General features: G+C 64.0%; 17 protein-coding genes. 4 read left to right on the top strand and 13 right to left on the bottom strand.

Annotated elements, in window-relative coordinates; translation table 11 throughout:
- Positions 1-41: 41 nt before the first annotated feature.
- From SLT36_RS08270 to SLT36_RS08255, 4 genes are read right to left on the bottom strand one after another with little or no spacing between them, the layout of a single operon-like run.
- Positions 42-467 (bottom strand): DUF1178 family protein, encoded by a 426-nt coding sequence (locus SLT36_RS08270; protein ID WP_432286779.1) that lies wholly within the window; start codon positions 465-467, stop codon positions 42-44.
- On the bottom strand, positions 464-1327 hold the full coding sequence (locus SLT36_RS08265; protein ID WP_432286777.1) for a carbon-nitrogen hydrolase family protein: 864 nt from the start codon (positions 1325-1327) through the stop codon (positions 464-466). The genes SLT36_RS08270 and SLT36_RS08265 overlap by 4 nt, the downstream gene beginning before the upstream one ends.
- A 15-nt stretch (positions 1328-1342) precedes the next feature.
- On the bottom strand, positions 1343-1606 hold the full coding sequence (gene grxC, locus SLT36_RS08260) for a glutaredoxin 3 (RefSeq protein ID WP_067957776.1): 264 nt from the start codon (positions 1604-1606) through the stop codon (positions 1343-1345).
- A gap of 26 nt (positions 1607-1632) precedes the next feature.
- The gene (locus SLT36_RS08255) at positions 1633-2418 is read right to left on the bottom strand and encodes a ComF family protein (protein ID WP_432288282.1); all 786 of its coding nucleotides are present in this window, start codon (positions 2416-2418) and stop codon (positions 1633-1635) included.
- Between the two features lie 56 nt (positions 2419-2474).
- Here SLT36_RS08255 and SLT36_RS08250 point away from each other — a divergent pair, with 56 nt between their 5' ends.
- Positions 2475-3347: a methyltransferase domain-containing protein gene (locus SLT36_RS08250; protein WP_432286776.1), complete on the top strand. Its 873-nt coding sequence runs from the start codon at positions 2475-2477 to the stop codon at positions 3345-3347.
- 102 nt (positions 3348-3449) lie between these two features.
- Here the strand turns inward: SLT36_RS08250 and SLT36_RS08245 are convergent, their stop codons facing one another.
- The 6 genes from SLT36_RS08245 to SLT36_RS08220 all read right to left on the bottom strand — a co-directional run bounded on the left by SLT36_RS08245 (position 3450) and on the right by SLT36_RS08220 (position 6908).
- Positions 3450-3611, bottom strand: a complete 162-nt coding sequence (locus SLT36_RS08245) for a Flp family type IVb pilin (RefSeq protein WP_083948485.1) — start codon at positions 3609-3611, stop codon at positions 3450-3452.
- 102 nt (positions 3612-3713) lie between these two features.
- Positions 3714-4028, bottom strand: a complete 315-nt coding sequence (locus SLT36_RS08240) for a hypothetical protein (RefSeq protein ID WP_432286775.1) — start codon at positions 4026-4028, stop codon at positions 3714-3716.
- 110 nt (positions 4029-4138) lie between these two features.
- Positions 4139-4552, bottom strand: a complete 414-nt coding sequence (locus tag SLT36_RS08235) for a (deoxy)nucleoside triphosphate pyrophosphohydrolase (RefSeq protein WP_154386154.1) — start codon at positions 4550-4552, stop codon at positions 4139-4141.
- A 1-nt stretch (position 4553) separates the two neighbouring features.
- Complete coding sequence (locus SLT36_RS08230; protein ID WP_432286774.1) at positions 4554-5360, bottom strand: GNAT family N-acetyltransferase; 807 nt, start codon at positions 5358-5360, stop codon at positions 4554-4556.
- Positions 5329-6570: a bifunctional glutamate N-acetyltransferase/amino-acid acetyltransferase ArgJ gene (gene argJ / locus SLT36_RS08225; protein ID WP_432286773.1), complete on the bottom strand. Its 1242-nt coding sequence runs from the start codon at positions 6568-6570 to the stop codon at positions 5329-5331. Before argJ ends, SLT36_RS08230 begins: the two co-directional genes overlap by 32 nt.
- Before the next feature lie 83 nt (positions 6571-6653).
- The gene (locus SLT36_RS08220) at positions 6654-6908 is read right to left on the bottom strand and encodes a hypothetical protein (RefSeq protein ID WP_432286771.1); all 255 of its coding nucleotides are present in this window, start codon (positions 6906-6908) and stop codon (positions 6654-6656) included.
- A 97-nt stretch (positions 6909-7005) separates the two neighbouring features.
- Here SLT36_RS08220 and SLT36_RS08215 point away from each other — a divergent pair, with 97 nt between their 5' ends.
- Positions 7006-7605, top strand: a complete 600-nt coding sequence (locus SLT36_RS08215) for a TetR/AcrR family transcriptional regulator (RefSeq protein ID WP_432286770.1) — start codon at positions 7006-7008, stop codon at positions 7603-7605.
- A gap of 6 nt (positions 7606-7611) precedes the next feature.
- Positions 7612-8538, top strand: a complete 927-nt coding sequence (locus tag SLT36_RS08210) for a hypothetical protein (RefSeq protein ID WP_432286768.1) — start codon at positions 7612-7614, stop codon at positions 8536-8538.
- 85 nt (positions 8539-8623) lie between these two features.
- Here the strand turns inward: SLT36_RS08210 and SLT36_RS08205 are convergent, their stop codons facing one another.
- On the bottom strand, positions 8624-9538 hold the full coding sequence (locus SLT36_RS08205) for a peptidylprolyl isomerase (protein WP_192314448.1): 915 nt from the start codon (positions 9536-9538) through the stop codon (positions 8624-8626).
- 240 nt (positions 9539-9778) lie between these two features.
- Between SLT36_RS08205 and secA the strand changes: the two genes are divergently transcribed.
- Positions 9779-12502, top strand: a complete 2724-nt coding sequence (gene secA / locus SLT36_RS08200; protein WP_432286767.1) for a preprotein translocase subunit SecA — start codon at positions 9779-9781, stop codon at positions 12500-12502.
- Positions 12503-12567: 65 nt separating this feature from the next.
- Here the strand turns inward: secA and mgtE are convergent, their stop codons facing one another.
- Positions 12568-13956: a magnesium transporter gene (mgtE, locus tag SLT36_RS08195; protein WP_432286765.1), complete on the bottom strand. Its 1389-nt coding sequence runs from the start codon at positions 13954-13956 to the stop codon at positions 12568-12570.
- A gap of 230 nt (positions 13957-14186) precedes the next feature.
- Positions 14187-14414, bottom strand: coding sequence for a hypothetical protein (locus SLT36_RS08190; protein ID WP_432286763.1), 228 nt, complete (start codon positions 14412-14414; stop codon positions 14187-14189).
- Positions 14415-14462: the final 48 nt, after the last annotated feature.

Here is a 14462-nt window from a genome sequence, read left to right as displayed (position 1 = left end):
GACGCGGCAGACCTTTTCGGGAGAAGAGGAACGTCTCCGGCTCAGTTCCGGTCGTCGGGGAACACCGGAAGCGGCATGAATTCGATGCCGTCTTCGGCAAGGCCCTTGGCCTCGTCGAGGGTGGCGGCGCCGTAGATGCCGCGGGCTTCGGTCTCGCCAAAATGGATCTTGCGCGCCTCCTCGGCGAACTTGTCGCCGACATTCTCGGCATTCTCGCGAACCTTCTCGGACAGGTCCTTGAGGGCGGCCATCATCTTGCGCTGCTGCTCGCCCATGGCGAGCGCCACCTTTTCCTGCTTGCGCGAGGTCGAGACGGCCGGCGCCATCAGCGCCTTTTCGACCTTTTGCGAGCCGCATTCCGGGCAGGAGACGAAACCGCGCTTGCGCTGGGTCTCGAAGTCGTCGTTGCTGCGGAACCAGCCCTCGAAGTCATGCGCGTGGTCGCAATGCAGCGAAAAGCGGATCAAGATGCGGCTCCCCGGAGCGCTCCCTGGCCCGCGCGAAGCGCGACGCCGAATTCGCGAGCGTTCTTGAGATTGGGGATCTTCTTGCGTGCGTCGGCCGAATGCTGGGTGTCGATCTCGGCGATGATGACGCCCGGCTCGTCATGGTCGGCTTCGGCCAGGATGCGGCCCCACGGATCGATGATCAGCGAATGGCCGAAGGTCTCCCGGCCGTCCTCATGCTTGCCGCCCTGGGCGGAGGCGATGACGAAGGCGCCGTTTTCGATGGCGCGCGCCCGCAGCAGCGGATGCCAATGGGCAAGGCCGGTCTGGCGCGTGAAGGCGGCGGGAACGGTGAGCAGCTCGGCACCGGCCAGCGCCTCGGCGCGGAAAAGTTGCGGGAAACGCAGGTCGTAGCAGATGGCAAAGCCGATCTTTGCCAGTGACGTGTCGGCAACGATGGCTTCGGTGCCCGGCTCATAGGCCGAAGATTCGCGCCAGCTTTCACCATTGTCGAGGTCGACGTCAAACATGTGGATCTTGTCGTAGGTGGCAAGCGTGCCGCCGTCGGGGCCGAACAGGAAGGCGCGGTTGGCGAGCTTGCCATCGGCGCGCACGATCGCGGTCGAGCCGACATGCAGATGGATGCCAAGCTCGGCTGCAAGTTTGCGGCCCAAGGCGATGATCAGGTCGCGATCCTCGGAGGTGAAGGCCGCGGCGCGCGCATCCTTGTCGCCGACGATGGCGCCGGTCATTTCGGGCGTCTGCACATAAGTGGCGCCGAGACCGGCAGCCTCGCGCACCAGTGCCTCGAAATCGCGCGCATTACGCTCCGGCTCCTTGCCCGAACGCATCTGCACCGCTGCCGCCTTGAAAATCGCCATTGTCCGTCCTCAGGTCTATGCGCCGGCGGCAAGAAGCTGGTCGAGCCTGCCTTGCGCGTCGAGGTCATGCAGGTCGTCGCAACCGCCGACATGGGTGTTGCCAATGAAAATCTGCGGGAAAGTCGCACGGCCGTTGGCGCGGGTGATCATTTCCTGCCGAAGCTCGGGCGAGAAGCTAGCGTCATGCTCGGTGAATGCAACGCCCTTGCGCTCGAGAAGGCGCTTGGCCGCAGTACAGTAGCCACACATCATGCGCGTATAGATAGTCACATCGACCATGACGAAAATCCGTTGTCCTTGGTCGACTATATAGTGTCCGTATCGTCGGGCCGGAAGTCCCCCGGCAAAACCCTGGCGAAAGTCAGCACATCGACGGCGCCGGCGCCGCCTTTCCTGAGCGCACGCGTCACCGCCGCGACAGTGGCGCCTGTCGTGTAGACGTCGTCGACCACCAGCACCCGCCTGCCTCTGACGTCGATCTCGGCTTCGGGCGGGACCAGGAAGGCCGCACGCACATTGTCCTCTCGCTCGCGCTGGCCAAGGCCGATCTGCTGTCGCGTGCGCCTGGTGCGGCGCACCGCCATCGGCGCAAACGGCAGGCCGGAGAGCGACGCTATGGCACGGGCGAGTTCCGCCGACTGATTGTACTGGCGCCAGAAGAAACGCCGCCAGTGCAAGGGCACGGGCACGATGACCTCAGCATCGGCAACGAGCTCGGCGCCCGCTCGCAGCATCCAGCGCGCCATCCACGGCGCGAGGTCGGTGCGGTCGTGGAACTTGAGGCCCTGGACCATGCGCCGGGCGATGCCGGTATAGGCGACGGCGGCGCGGGCCCTGCTAAAGGGCGGCGGGTTGGCGATCGCTTCGGCGGACAGGAAGCCGGTGCCGAAATCATGGCTGAACGGCGTGCCCATCACCTCGCACCAGGGCTTTTCGAGGAAGCGCAATTGCGGCCAGCAGGCACCGCACAAGGCACCGGGTTGCGTGACCTCGCGGCGGCAACCGGCGCAGACCGGCGGGAACAGCATCCGCGCCGGCCAAGCGGCAACTGACAATGCGAGGCTCTTGATCTCAGGCATCGGATCGGCCACGACAGGTTCGGGTCGGGCGACCATAGCAGAAACCCGGCAAACAAGGACATCTCGACGTGCAAGCCATTTTCGACGCCAGCCTCGTGATCGCGCACCGGCGCCGAGCCCTGGCGCAAGCTACACCAGGCGCCGACTTCCTGATGGCCCGCGCGGCTGAAGACCTCGGCGAACGTCTCTCGACGGTCGAGCGCAAGTTCACGCGCGGCGCAGCGATCTTCTCGGTCAGCCCGGCGGCAACCGCTGTTCTGGCTGCCAGCGGCAAGGTCGACGAATTGCTTCGCGTCGAAGCCGACAGGGCCTTTCTCGGCGGCGGACCGGGCGTCGTGTCGGATCCCGAGACGATCGAGCTGGATCCGGCGAGCATCGACATCGCCGTATCGCTTCTGGCGCTGCAGGAAGCCAACGACATCCCCGGCCAGTTGATCCAGATCCGCCGCGCACTGAAGCCGGACGGGCTGTTCCTCGGCGTGCTTGCTGGTGCCGGCACGCTCGTCGAACTGCGCGAAAGCCTGCTCGCCGCCGAGACGGAGCTTTCGGGCGGCGCCAGCCCGCGCGTTATCCCCTTCACCGACGTACGCGATGCCGGCGGGCTGCTGCAGCGGGCGGGCTTTGCCTTGCCGGTCGCCGATGTCGAGACGGTGACGGTGCGCTACGACACGATGTTCGGGCTGATGCAGGACCTGCGCGCGATGGGGGCGACCAGCGCGCTTGCCGACCGGTCACGGAGACCTGCGACACGCCGGCTGTTCCAGCGCGCGGCCGAGATCTACGCCGAGCGCTTCTCCGATCCTGATGGACGGGTGCGGGCGAGCTTTTCATTCGTCTGGTTGTCAGGCTGGGCGCCTGATGCCTCGCAGCAGAAGCCGCTCAAGCCGGGTTCGGCGCAGGTGTCGCTGACAAAGGTGCTTGGCGAGGACGGCAAGCAATAGCGGTTACAATTCCATGAAAAATGTACGGCGGTTTTCCGTCGGGAATTGAGTAAGAACAATGAGATAGAGGGGTTTCGCAAATCGAGGAAAAGCGGAAAACGTCTAGTGCACGGCGACCTTGGTGCCGATGTTTTCCCAGTAGAGCTGAAGGGCTGTGCCGAACTGGCCCAGGCCGCCGATGATCCCCAGGGCGATGAGCGTCGCGATCAGGCTGTATTCGATCGCCGTGGCGCCTCTTTCGTTCCTGAGAAATCGCCTGATCATCGGTCGCGTCCACCCGTCATTGTTGCCCGACCATAACGCCGACGTCTTAAGAAAGGTTAACGGCGCACGCTTAACAGGCGGTGAAGCGATAAGCGGGCATCGTCAGCAGTCGCCGGTATGCTCGCCGTGCGGATGAATGACACACACCGACTGCGGCGTTTCCTGCAGCACCGAACGGCGCAGCGTGTAGGTGTTGGTGCGGCTGATCGATCCTGTGGCGGTGTAGTCGAGCCCGTCAAGGCGCAACTGGCCGAGGATTGGACGTGCCCTGTCTTCCAGGAACGGCGTGGCGAACAGGGTCAGGGCTATCGCGATCAGGCCGAACAGCAGCGAGACGCGCAGGATGCCGGCCCGCGCCCTCGCAGTCGGGGACGATCGCTCTGGGCGGATGAGGTCCCACTCGTTGTCAGCTTGCATTGGCAACGTCCCTCGCGAAAAGCCGTGTCGATGCGCAGCCGAGGCGGGCGGCGGCCATTCAATTTTTCACAATTGGATAAACTTTGGCTTAACGCTGGCAGACATGCCCATCAAAGCAGGTCGATGAGGAACGGAATCAGCGGCTCGTCGGCAGGCGGCATGGGGTAGTCGCGCATCTGCTTGGGCCGCACCCATTTCAGGGTCTGGCCTTCCTTCGGCTCCGGAATGCCCCAGAAGCGGCGGCAGACATAGAGCGGCATCAGCAGATGAAAGTCGTCATAGGTGTGGCTGGCGAAGGTCAGCGGTGCCAGGCACGCCGTCTTGGTCTCTATGCCGATCTCCTCGCGCAGCTCGCGAATGAGGGTTTCTTCCGGCGTTTCGCCCTGCTCGACCTTGCCGCCAGGGAATTCCCACAGGCCGGCAAGCGACTTGCCTTCGGGACGCTGGGCAAGAAGCACGCGACCATCGGCGTCGACGAGCGCGCAGGCGGCCACCAGAAGCAGGCGTTTTCCCTGATGGGTCAAGTCAGGCCTCCGGCGGACGGCGGTAGTGGTAGCGATAGACTTCCTTGAAGCCCATTTTCTCGTACAGGCGGATGGCGCCCGCATTGTCAGCCTCGACCTGCAGCCACGCCTGGCGCGCGCCACGCAGGCGTGCCCATTTCAGAGCCGACAGGACCAGCCTGCGGCCAAAACCCTTGCCGCGTTCGGCCTCGGTGGTGGCGATCTCGAACAGGCCGGCAAGGTCGGTGTCGTGGACGCAGATCGCCGCCGTCACCGGCTGCTCGTCCTGCTCGAGCACGAACATGCCGGCTTCCGGCTGAATGGCGCCGATGATCTCGGACAGGCCGGGCCTGAGCGATGCATCTAGCCCGTGCACCGCCATGGAAGCGCTGACGAAGCGGCCGATGTCCTTGAGCGGGATCTGGTCCATCGCATGCTCGACGACGCCGTCGTCGAGCGACAGCCGCATCACCATCGATTCCGAAAACGTGCTCCAGCCCTCGCGGTCGAGATGGGCTGTTATCGCCGGCCCCGACAAGGGCGACATGCGAAAGGTGAGCGGCCGGCCATAGGCCTCGAAGCGGCGGCTGGCGCGGGCGATGCGGTCGGGAATGTTGCGGATGTCGGCCGGATCGAGCGGATTGACCGAATTGAGCCGCTTGGCCGGATGGCCCGCCGTCAACCGGACAAGCCAGGTGCCGTCGTAATGCACGGCCGCCGCCGGCCATGCGCGAAAACCCGCCGCCTCGTAGCGGCGGACGATCGCAAGTTCGTGCGACGGGCGGTTCTGGTTCACGTCAGCTCCGGTAGTCGCCGTTGATGGCGACATATTCCTTGGTCAGGTCGCAGGTCCACACCGTTGCCTTGCCACGGCCAAGGCCGATGTCGGCGCGGATGACGATGTTGTCGCCCTTCATATAGGCCGAGGTCGCCGCTTCCGAATAGCCCGGATCGCGCTCGCCATTGTGGGCGAGGCGATTGTCGCCAAACCAGATCGACAGGAGATCGCGGTCGGCGGGCTCGCCGGCCTTGCCGACGGCCATGACGACGCGGCCCCAGTTGGCGTCCTCACCGGCAACCGCGGTCTTGACCAGCGGCGAGTTGGCGATCGACAGCGCGATGCGCTTGGCCGAGCGCGCCGACTTGGCACCGGTGACAGTAACTTCGACCTGCTTGCGCGCGCCTTCACCGTCACGCACGACCTGCAGCGCCAGCGTCTTCAGCATCTTGTTGAGCGCGCGGCGGAAGGCGCCGAGCCGCGCATCCTTGGGGTCGGTGATCTTGGGCGCGCCGCGCTTGGCAGCGGCCCCGGTGGCAAACAGCATCAGCGTGTCGGAGGTCGAGGTATCGCTGTCGACGGTGACGGCATTGAAGGTCTTGGCGGTGCCGCGCGACAGCATGTCCTGCAGCACGTCGGCCGCAATGGGTGCATCGGTGGCAACGAAGGACAGCATTGTCGCCATGTCGGGTGCAATCATGCCGGCGCCCTTGGCGATACCATTGATGGTGACGTCGGTGTCGCCGAGCTTGACGGTCGCGGTAACCACCTTGGGATAGGTGTCGGTGGTCATGATCGCCTTGGCGGCTTCGGTCCACTGGTCGGGCCGGGCATCCTTGACCATACCTGAAAGCAAGTGGCTAAATTTGCCGGCGTCGAGCGGCTCGCCGATGACGCCGGTGGATGCCAGGAACACTTCGCTCGACTTGCAGCCGGCGGCCTTGGACGCCGCCTCGCCGGTCAACGTCGTGGTCTCGCGGCCCTTCTTGCCGGTGAAGGCATTGGCATTACCGGAGTTGACGATCAGGACGCGTGCCTTGCCACCGGTGAGGTTCTGGCGACAGAAATCGACCGGAGCCGAGGGGCACTTGGACCTTGTGAACACGCCGGCGGCCGTCGTGCCCTCATCGAACACCATGGCCAGCACGTCGGTGCGACCCTTGTACTTGATCCCGGCTTCGGCTGTGGCGATGCGCACGCCCTCGACGGCAGGCATCTTGGGGTACTTCTTGGGGGCGAGCGGGGAAACGGCAGTCGACATGAAGGAACCTCTGCGGGCTCGGGAAACGGTTGAAGTTGGCACCGTTTGCCCGATAGCGCGAGGCTTCGCAAGGCGTTTTCACCTCACGAAGATGTGGGCCAGCCTCGGCCGACGACCGGATTGAGGAAACCGCGGAAGACGCGCTGAACCGTGGGGATCAAGCCCCAGATCATCACTGATACCATCAGCGGCGCAATCAGCAGCGTGCGCTGCCAGATCGTCCAACCGTCGGTCAGAGGCATGATGATGTAGAGCAGTGCGGTGATCAGCGGATAGACCCCGAGCAGGACCATCAGGGCGAAACGCGGGCGGGAAAAGCGGGTTTGGGAGGCAGTCATCTTCAACTCCATCGGAACGAAACGTTTCGTTATATAAAACGGGCCGTTTCGTTTCGTCAAGAGGTGGTGTAGAGATAATCCAGCAATGGAGACCGGAATGAGCATTGAGGCCGAAGCCGCGCGCAAATCGATCGGCGCCAAACGCAGCCTGGAAAGTGCGGAAGCCATCCTCGAGGCGGCCGAGGCGGTGCTGATCGAGAACGGCTATTCCGGCTTCTCCATCGAGGCGGTGGCGCGTCGGGCCCGCGCCGGCAAGCCGACGATCTACCGCTGGTGGCCGAGCAAGACCGCGCTTTTGCTCGAGGTCTATCAGCGCCAGAAGCGCGACATCACTTACCCGGACACCGGCGGCATCGAGGAAGACTTGTTCATCTTCGCCAAAAGCCTGTTTGCGCAGTGGCGCGAGACGCCGGCCGGCGACATCTTCCGCTCGCTGGTCGCCGAGGCGCAGCAGGACCCAGCCGCCGCCGAGGCGCTGGCCGAATACTCTGCCGGGCGACGCGCCCATACCGGCAAGCTGATCGAACGGGCCAAGGCCCGTGGCGAGGTGGCCGCCGATGTCGACCCCAGCCAGGTCGCCGACATGGTTTCGTCCTACGCCTGGGTGCATCTCCTGACCGGACGGCTCGACGAGGACGAGGCTATGCTAAGGCGGGCTATCAGGCATATCGTGCATGGCATCGCCGTCAGGAGGTAAGCGACCATGGACGACATGAAGCCGGCGGTATTGCCGATAAGCCTGATCGTGGTTTCCGACTATCTGTCGGCCGACGGCGATGGCGAGCTGCGCCAGTCGCTCCAGGCCTATCTGTACGACCGAGCGGGGGTGCCGGCCGAAATCATCGTCATGCTGCCGGCGGAAAGCACTTTTTCGTACAGCTCTGGTCCGGACGAACCATCGGTCGTCCTCGTCACCCACGACAGTGACGAATCCTCCCAGCTCAAGGATGCGGCCCTGCCCTACTGCCACCAGCCGCTGATCGCGGTCGTCGAGGCCGATTGCCTGCCGCAGCCAGGATGGATGGCCACGCTGCACAAGGCCCTTGACGACAACCCCACCGTCGCAGCGGTGTCAGGGCGAACCTCCTATGGCGACGGCAGCATGATGAAGCGAGTGATGTCGCTGCTCGACCGCGGCTTCATCGAGTGCCGCGACCGCCGTGGCAAGGTGATCCACGTCTCCAGCAACGGTGCGATCTACCGGCACGCACTGCTCGAGCGATATCGTTTTCGGCCTGGACAAGGACCGTTCGTCAGCGCCCACATCAGGCAAGACGCGATGAACGAGGACAATGTGGAATTGGCGGTGGACCCGCGCGCCGTCTCCATCCACGCCTATGACGGCCTCGGCTTCATCTGGGACGTCCGGCGTAACAAAGGATACCAGTTTGCGTTGATGAAACTGCGCAAACGCCGCGATCGCTCGCGGCTGGGGCTGGCGGTCAGCGCAGTGATGGCATCGTTTCGGGAAAATCACCGGACCATCGATGCGGTGGGCGACCAGTTCTGCCGGGCATCCGACCGGCCGCTGCTGTGGCTGATGATGCTGGCGGTCCGCGTGCCTGAGTTCGTCGGCGCGCTGGCGGCCGCCGACCCGGTCGCATTCAAGGCTTCGACCCGCTATCGCTGACCGCTTCACGGCGGCGAAATGGCGCACGCAAACAAAGGGGGCGGCACCGTAGGTACCGCCCCCTTTGTTGTCTCTGGTGAGAAAATTACTTCGACGCGTCGATGGCGTCGATGGCCTTCTTCAGCGCCGGATCGGTGATCTCGACCTTGCCGGCGCCGCGAACCTGCTTGACCAGCTCGATGTATTTCTCGCGGATCAGCAGCGAGCGGACCTGGTCCTTGACGGTCTCGAATGCCGGCGGCTGCTGGGCGCGCTTGTCCTCGACCTTGATGATGTGCCAGCCGAACTGGGTCTGCACCGGCTCCTTGGAATAGGCGCCAACTTCAAGGGCGAGTGCCGCCTTCTCGAATTCCGGCACCATCTGGCCGGGGCCGAAGAAGCCGAGATCGCCGCCCGAGGTCTTGCCACTGGGGTCGGTGGTGTTTTCGTTGGCGAGCTTCTGGAAGTCTTCGCCGCCTTCGAGCTTCTTGATGATCGCGTCGGCCTCTTCCTTGGTCTTGACCAGGATATGGCGGGCATGGACCTCGTTGACCGGCTTCTGGGCCGCGATTTCCTTGTCGTAGCGGGCGCGGATCTCATCGTCGGTGATCTTGCCAGCGACTTCCTTCTCCACCAGTTCGCCATGCAGGGCGCGCTGGTCGAGGAAGGCGACGCGGCGCTGGAAGTCGGCGTCCTTGTCGAGACCCTTTTCGACCGCCTGAGCGGCCATCAGGCGAATCTCGATGATCGACGACAAGGCAGCAGCACGGCGCTGCTCCGGCGGCAGGTTGCCGAACTGCTGGCCAAGGTCCTGCTCGGCCAAGGTGATGTCGGCTTCAGTGACGTTCTCGCCATTGATCGTCGCCACGATCGCGTTCGGATCGACGGCAGCGGCCGCAGGGGCAGCGACCTGGGGTGCAGGCGCTGTTTCCTGTGCAACCAGCGGCAGCGACGACAGCGCCACAAGCCCGGCGGCAAGCCCGACGCGGGCAAGCGAGGCGCTACGGAACGAAAAAGACATCTAAACTCTCCGGTGGGGTGATGACCGCACTTCCAAATCAACCTGAATGTGGCGGAATTTGGCGTCTCCGGCAGGCTCTCTGCAACGTTGACATAAGTTGTGCCCCCTCTTATCTGTCCATCGTCTTCGCGTCCAGAAGGGTTTTTCCGGGCGCTTTTCGTGTTGAGTCTGCCAGCCTATGTTCCTCGGCAGGCTTGGCCGGCGGACAGTCGGCTTCATTCGAATTGAAAGGACCACTTGATGGTCAGTCTCGGCGGTCTCGCCCGTAAGATTTTCGGTTCCTCCAACGACCGCCGAGTCAAGTCGACCCGGCCCCGGGTGGAAGCGATCGCTGCAATGGAAAATGAACTGCAGGCGCTGACCGACGACCAGCTTCGGGCGCGGACCGAGCAATTCCGCAAGGACATCGCCAACGGCGCCTCGCTTGACGACCTCCTGGTCCCGGCCTTCGCCACGGTGCGCGAAGGCGCCAAGCGCGCGCTCGGCATGCGTCCCTTCGACGTCCAGATGATCGGCGGCATGGTTCTGCACGGCCGCGGCATCGCCGAGATGCGCACCGGCGAAGGCAAGACGCTGGTCGCCACCCTGCCCGTCTACCTCAATGCCCTGACCGGCAAGGGCGTGCATGTCGTTACCGTCAACGACTACCTGGCCCGCCGCGACGCCGAATGGATGGGCCGTCTCTACAAGTTCCTCGGCCTGTCGGTCGGCATCATCGTGCACGGCCTGTCCGACGAAGAGCGCCGCGCGGCCTATGCCTGCGACATCACCTACGCCACCAACAACGAGCTCGGCTTCGACTATCTGCGCGACAACATGAAGTATGAGCGCGCCCAGATGGTGCAGCGCGGTCACTTCTTCGCGATCGTCGACGAAGTCGACTCGATCCTGGTCGACGAGGCCCGCACGCCGCTGATCATTTCCGGTCCGCTCGAGGACCGTTCGGAAATGTACAACACCGTCGATGCCTTCATGCAGCAGATGGTTCCGTCCGACTATGAAGTCGACGAGAAGCAGAAGACCGCCATCTTCACTGAAGAAGGCACCGAGAAGATGGAGAACCTGCTGCGCGAGGCAGGCCTGCTCAAGGGCGAGTCGCTCTACGACGTCGAAAACGTGGCCATGGTCCACCACGTCAACAATGCGCTCAAGGCGCATCGCCTGTTCCAGAAGGACAAGGACTACATCGTCAAGGACAACGAAATCGTCATCATCGACGAGTTCACCGGCCGCATGATGCCGGGCCGCCGTTTCTCGGAGGGCCTGCACCAGGCGCTGGAAGCCAAGGAACACGTGGCGATCCAGCCGGAGAACCAGACGCTGGCCTCGGTTACCTTCCAGAACTACTTCCGCATGTACGAAAAGCTCGCCGGCATGACCGGTACGGCGCTGACGGAAGCCGAAGAGTTCGGCAACATCTACAATCTCGACGTCACCGAGGTTCCGACCAACCTGCCCGTCAGCCGTATCGATGAGGACGACGAGGTCTACCGGACGGTCGAGGAGAAGTACAAGGCGATTGTCCGCGAGATCAAGGAAGCCAACGCCAAGGGCCAGCCGACGCTGGTCGGCACGACCTCGATCGAGAAATCCGAGCAGCTGGCCGAGCGCCTGCGCAAGGACGGCTTCAAGGACTTCGAGGTCCTGAACGCCCGTCACCACGAGCGCGAGGCCTCGATCGTCGCCCAGGCCGGCAAGCCCGGCTCGATCACGATTGCCACCAACATGGCCGGCCGCGGCACCGACATCCAGCTCGGCGGCAACGCCGACATGCGCATTGCCGAGGAACTGGGCGACATGCCGGCCGGTGCCGAGCGCGACGCCAAGGAAAAGGCGATCCGCGAGGACGTCGCCCGCCTCAAGGAAAAGGCGCTGGCCGCCGGCGGCCTCTACGTGCTGGCCACCGAACGCCATGAAAGCCGCCGCATCGACAACCAGCTGCGTGGCCGCTCCGGCCGCCAGGGCGATCCGGGCCGCTCGAAGTTCTTCCTGTCGCTGCAGGACGATTTGATGCGCATCTTCGGTTCCGAACGCATGGACGGCATGCTGACCAAGCTCGGCCTCAAGGAAGACGAGGCCATCGTCCACCCCTGGATCAACAAGGCGCTGGAAAAGGCGCAAAAGAAAGTCGAGGCGCGCAACTTCGACATCCGCAAGAACCTGCTGAAGTACGACGACGTGTCGAACGACCAGCGCAAGGTGGTGTTCGAGCAGCGCATCGAGCTGATGGATGCGACCAGCCTGACCGACCGCGTCGCCGAGATGCGCCACGACGTGATCGACGATCTCGTCGCCAAGCACATTCCCGAAAACGCCTATGCCGAACAATGGGATGTCGCAGGCCTCAAGGAGGGCGTGATCCAGTATCTCAATCTCGACCTGCCGATCGAAGAGTGGGCAAAGGAAGAGGGCATCGCCGAAGAGGAAGTGCGCGACCGCATCACCGCCGAAGCCGACAAGGCGGCTGCCGACCGCGCCGAGCGCTTCGGCCCCGAAGTGATGACCTATGTCGAGCGCTCCGTGGTGCTGCAGACCATCGACCATCTCTGGCGCGAGCACCTGGTCAATCTCGACCATCTGCGTTCGGTCGTCGGCTTCCGCGGCTATGCCCAGCGCGATCCGCTGAACGAATACAAGGGCGAGGCCTTCGAGCTGTTCCAGGCGATGCTCGGCAATCTGCGCCAGGCCGTCACCGCGCAGCTGATGCGCGTCGAGCTGGTGCGCCAGGCAGCGGATGCCCCGCCGCCGGAAGCACCAGAAATGCACGGCCACCACATCGACGGCACGACCGGCGAGGACGATTTCGGCGAGGGCTCGGTTGCGGTGCTCGAGGACAGCCGCGTCGTTGCCGCCGAGGATCGCAACCCCAACGACCAGTCGACCTGGGGCCGCGTCGGCCGCAACGAGCCCTGCCCCTGCGGTTCGGGCAAGAAGTACAAGCACTGCCACGGCACCTTCGCCTGACAGGCTTCGCAGCCTTTGTATGAAAACGGCGGCCTGACGGGCCGCCGTTTTCGTTTGCGATCGGGCTACAGCAGCGTGCCGTGAAGGATTACCAGCGCGATGCTGAAATAGATCACCAATCCGGTGACATCGACCAGCGTCGCGACGAACGGCGCCGAGGCAGTCGCCGGGTCGAAACCAAGTCGCTTCAGCACAAACGGCAGCATCGAGCCGGTCATCGAGCCGAAGGTCACGATGCCGACAAGCGTCGCGCCGATGGTCAGGGCGACCAACTGCCAGTGCGGACCGTAGTCGTAGAAGCCGAGCATCTGCCAGGTGACGATGCGCACCATGCCGATGACGCCCAGGATCGAGCCCAGCGTGAGGCCGGCCGGCAACTCGCGCAACGCCACCTTCCACCAATCGCCCAGGCGCACTTCGTGCAGCGCCAGTGCCCGGATCAGCAGCGAGCTTGCCTGGCTGCCGGAATTGCCGCCCGAGCTCATGATCAGCGGAATGAACAGCGTCAGCACGATGGCCTTTTCGAGCTCGCCCTCGAAGCTCTGCATGGCAGAAGCCGTCAGCATTTCGGACAGGAACAGCACGCTCAGCCAGCCGGCCCGCTTTCGGATCATCCTGAAAAAGCCGATGTCCATATAGTGCTCGTCCAGCGCCTCCATGCCGCCCATGCGATGAACCTGCTCGGTGTCGCGCTTGACCATGGTGTCGATGACGTCGTCGACGGTGACGATGCCGATGAGGTGGTTCCTGCTGTCGACAACCGGTACCGCCAGCAGGTCGTATTTGGCAATCAGGCGCACGGCCTCCTCACGCGGCGCCAGCGCAGACGTCTTGATCAGCCGGCGCTTCGGAACGGCTGACAGGATCGAAGCTCTCGGATCAGCCGAAATGACGCGCCGCAGCGGCACCGCATGGACAAGGGTTTGCCGCAAGGGATCGACAACGAACACCGCATAGACGGTTTCGCGCGTGCTCTCGACCGCCCGCACGTGGCGAAGTACCTCGGCCACCGTCCAATTGGACGGCACCGAGACGAATTCCGTGGTCATCATGGCGCCGACGCAGCCTTCCGGATAGGCCAGAAGCCGTTCCAGCGCCGCGCGCGTTTCGCCGTCGAGGCCGGTCAGCAATTCGGCCCGTACGCCGGGATCTATCTCGCGCAGCGCATCGGCGGCACGGTCGGCGGACATGCCCGCAAGCAGGCGCGCGGCCGTATGCCCCGGCAGAATCGAAAGCAGTTCGGCCGCATGGTCGAATGCCGGCTGGTCGAGCACTTCGACAGCCCGCTCCACCGGCATCAACTCAAGCAGTTGGGCGGTTTGCCCGATATCGCAAGTGTTGAGCACCTCGACGATGTCGGGTGCCGTTTCCTCCGCAAGACGCGAAGCGATGGCCGCGTTGTCGCGGATGACTGCGTCGTCGCGCAGCTCTTCGATGATGGTGGTGTAGCTCATTTCTCACCCCTTCAGTCGCGCCGAAAGCCATCGGCGGCGACCCGGGGGAGCGATCAACCGCGATCAGTCCCTTCGGTCGGCGTCGACGGCTTGGTCGATCGACTATGACTGTCGCTGTTCATGGTTGTTTCCTTGGGTTCATGCGGCGCAGTCCGTTGGGTAAACTGCCCACGCGGCCTAGATGGCTCCGACAAGCGAGCCAGTCAACCCCACGGCGTCCGGCTTCCCGATCAAGCCTTGGTGTTCGCCAGTTCGATGAGGTTGCGCAGCGCCGCCACGCCCAGGCTGTTCATGTGCTTGCGCCCGACTGATATGTCGATGCGCATAGCGATCTCAAGCGGATCGGCGCCCTTGAGATCATCGAGACGCGTGATGCCGATGTCCTGGAGATAGCTGATCATCTTCGGGCCGATCGAATGCGCCCGCAGCATCGATTTGCGTTCGTCGTCTGAGATCATGCCGCCCCTCTCCCCCGGTTGTCTGGTCCACCCAACCGTTTCTTAATC

It is taken from the genome of Aminobacter sp. BA135, from assembly GCF_050859125.1.
Taxonomy (GTDB): Bacteria; Pseudomonadota; Alphaproteobacteria; order Rhizobiales; family Rhizobiaceae; genus Aminobacter; species Aminobacter ciceronei.
This window is presented reverse-complemented; position numbering and strand designations above follow the sequence as displayed.

Excerpts from the sequence above, each read along its gene's own strand:
- SLT36_RS08265 (WP_432286777.1), bottom strand. The coding sequence starts at position 1,327 with ATGGCGATTTTCAAGGCGGCAGCGGTGCAGATGCGTTCGGGCAAGGAG.
- grxC (WP_067957776.1), bottom strand. The coding sequence starts at position 1,606 with ATGGTCGATGTGACTATCTATACGCGCATGATGTGTGGCTACTGTACT.
- SLT36_RS08245 (WP_083948485.1), bottom strand. The coding sequence starts at position 3,611 with ATGATCAGGCGATTTCTCAGGAACGAAAGAGGCGCCACGGCGATCGAA.
- SLT36_RS08240 (WP_432286775.1), bottom strand. The coding sequence starts at position 4,028 with ATGCAAGCTGACAACGAGTGGGACCTCATCCGCCCAGAGCGATCGTCC.
- SLT36_RS08230 (WP_432286774.1), bottom strand. The coding sequence starts at position 5,360 with ATGTCGCCATCAACGGCGACTACCGGAGCTGACGTGAACCAGAACCGC.
- argJ (WP_432286773.1), bottom strand. The coding sequence starts at position 6,570 with ATGTCGACTGCCGTTTCCCCGCTCGCCCCCAAGAAGTACCCCAAGATG.
- SLT36_RS08220 (WP_432286771.1), bottom strand. The coding sequence starts at position 6,908 with ATGACTGCCTCCCAAACCCGCTTTTCCCGCCCGCGTTTCGCCCTGATG.
- SLT36_RS08215 (WP_432286770.1), top strand. The coding sequence starts at position 7,006 with ATGAGCATTGAGGCCGAAGCCGCGCGCAAATCGATCGGCGCCAAACGC.
- SLT36_RS08210 (WP_432286768.1), top strand. The coding sequence starts at position 7,612 with ATGGACGACATGAAGCCGGCGGTATTGCCGATAAGCCTGATCGTGGTT.
- SLT36_RS08205 (WP_192314448.1), bottom strand. The coding sequence starts at position 9,538 with ATGTCTTTTTCGTTCCGTAGCGCCTCGCTTGCCCGCGTCGGGCTTGCC.
- secA (WP_432286767.1), top strand. The coding sequence starts at position 9,779 with ATGGTCAGTCTCGGCGGTCTCGCCCGTAAGATTTTCGGTTCCTCCAAC.
- mgtE (WP_432286765.1), bottom strand. The coding sequence starts at position 13,956 with ATGAGCTACACCACCATCATCGAAGAGCTGCGCGACGACGCAGTCATC.
- SLT36_RS08190 (WP_432286763.1), bottom strand. The coding sequence starts at position 14,414 with ATGATCTCAGACGACGAACGCAAATCGATGCTGCGGGCGCATTCGATC.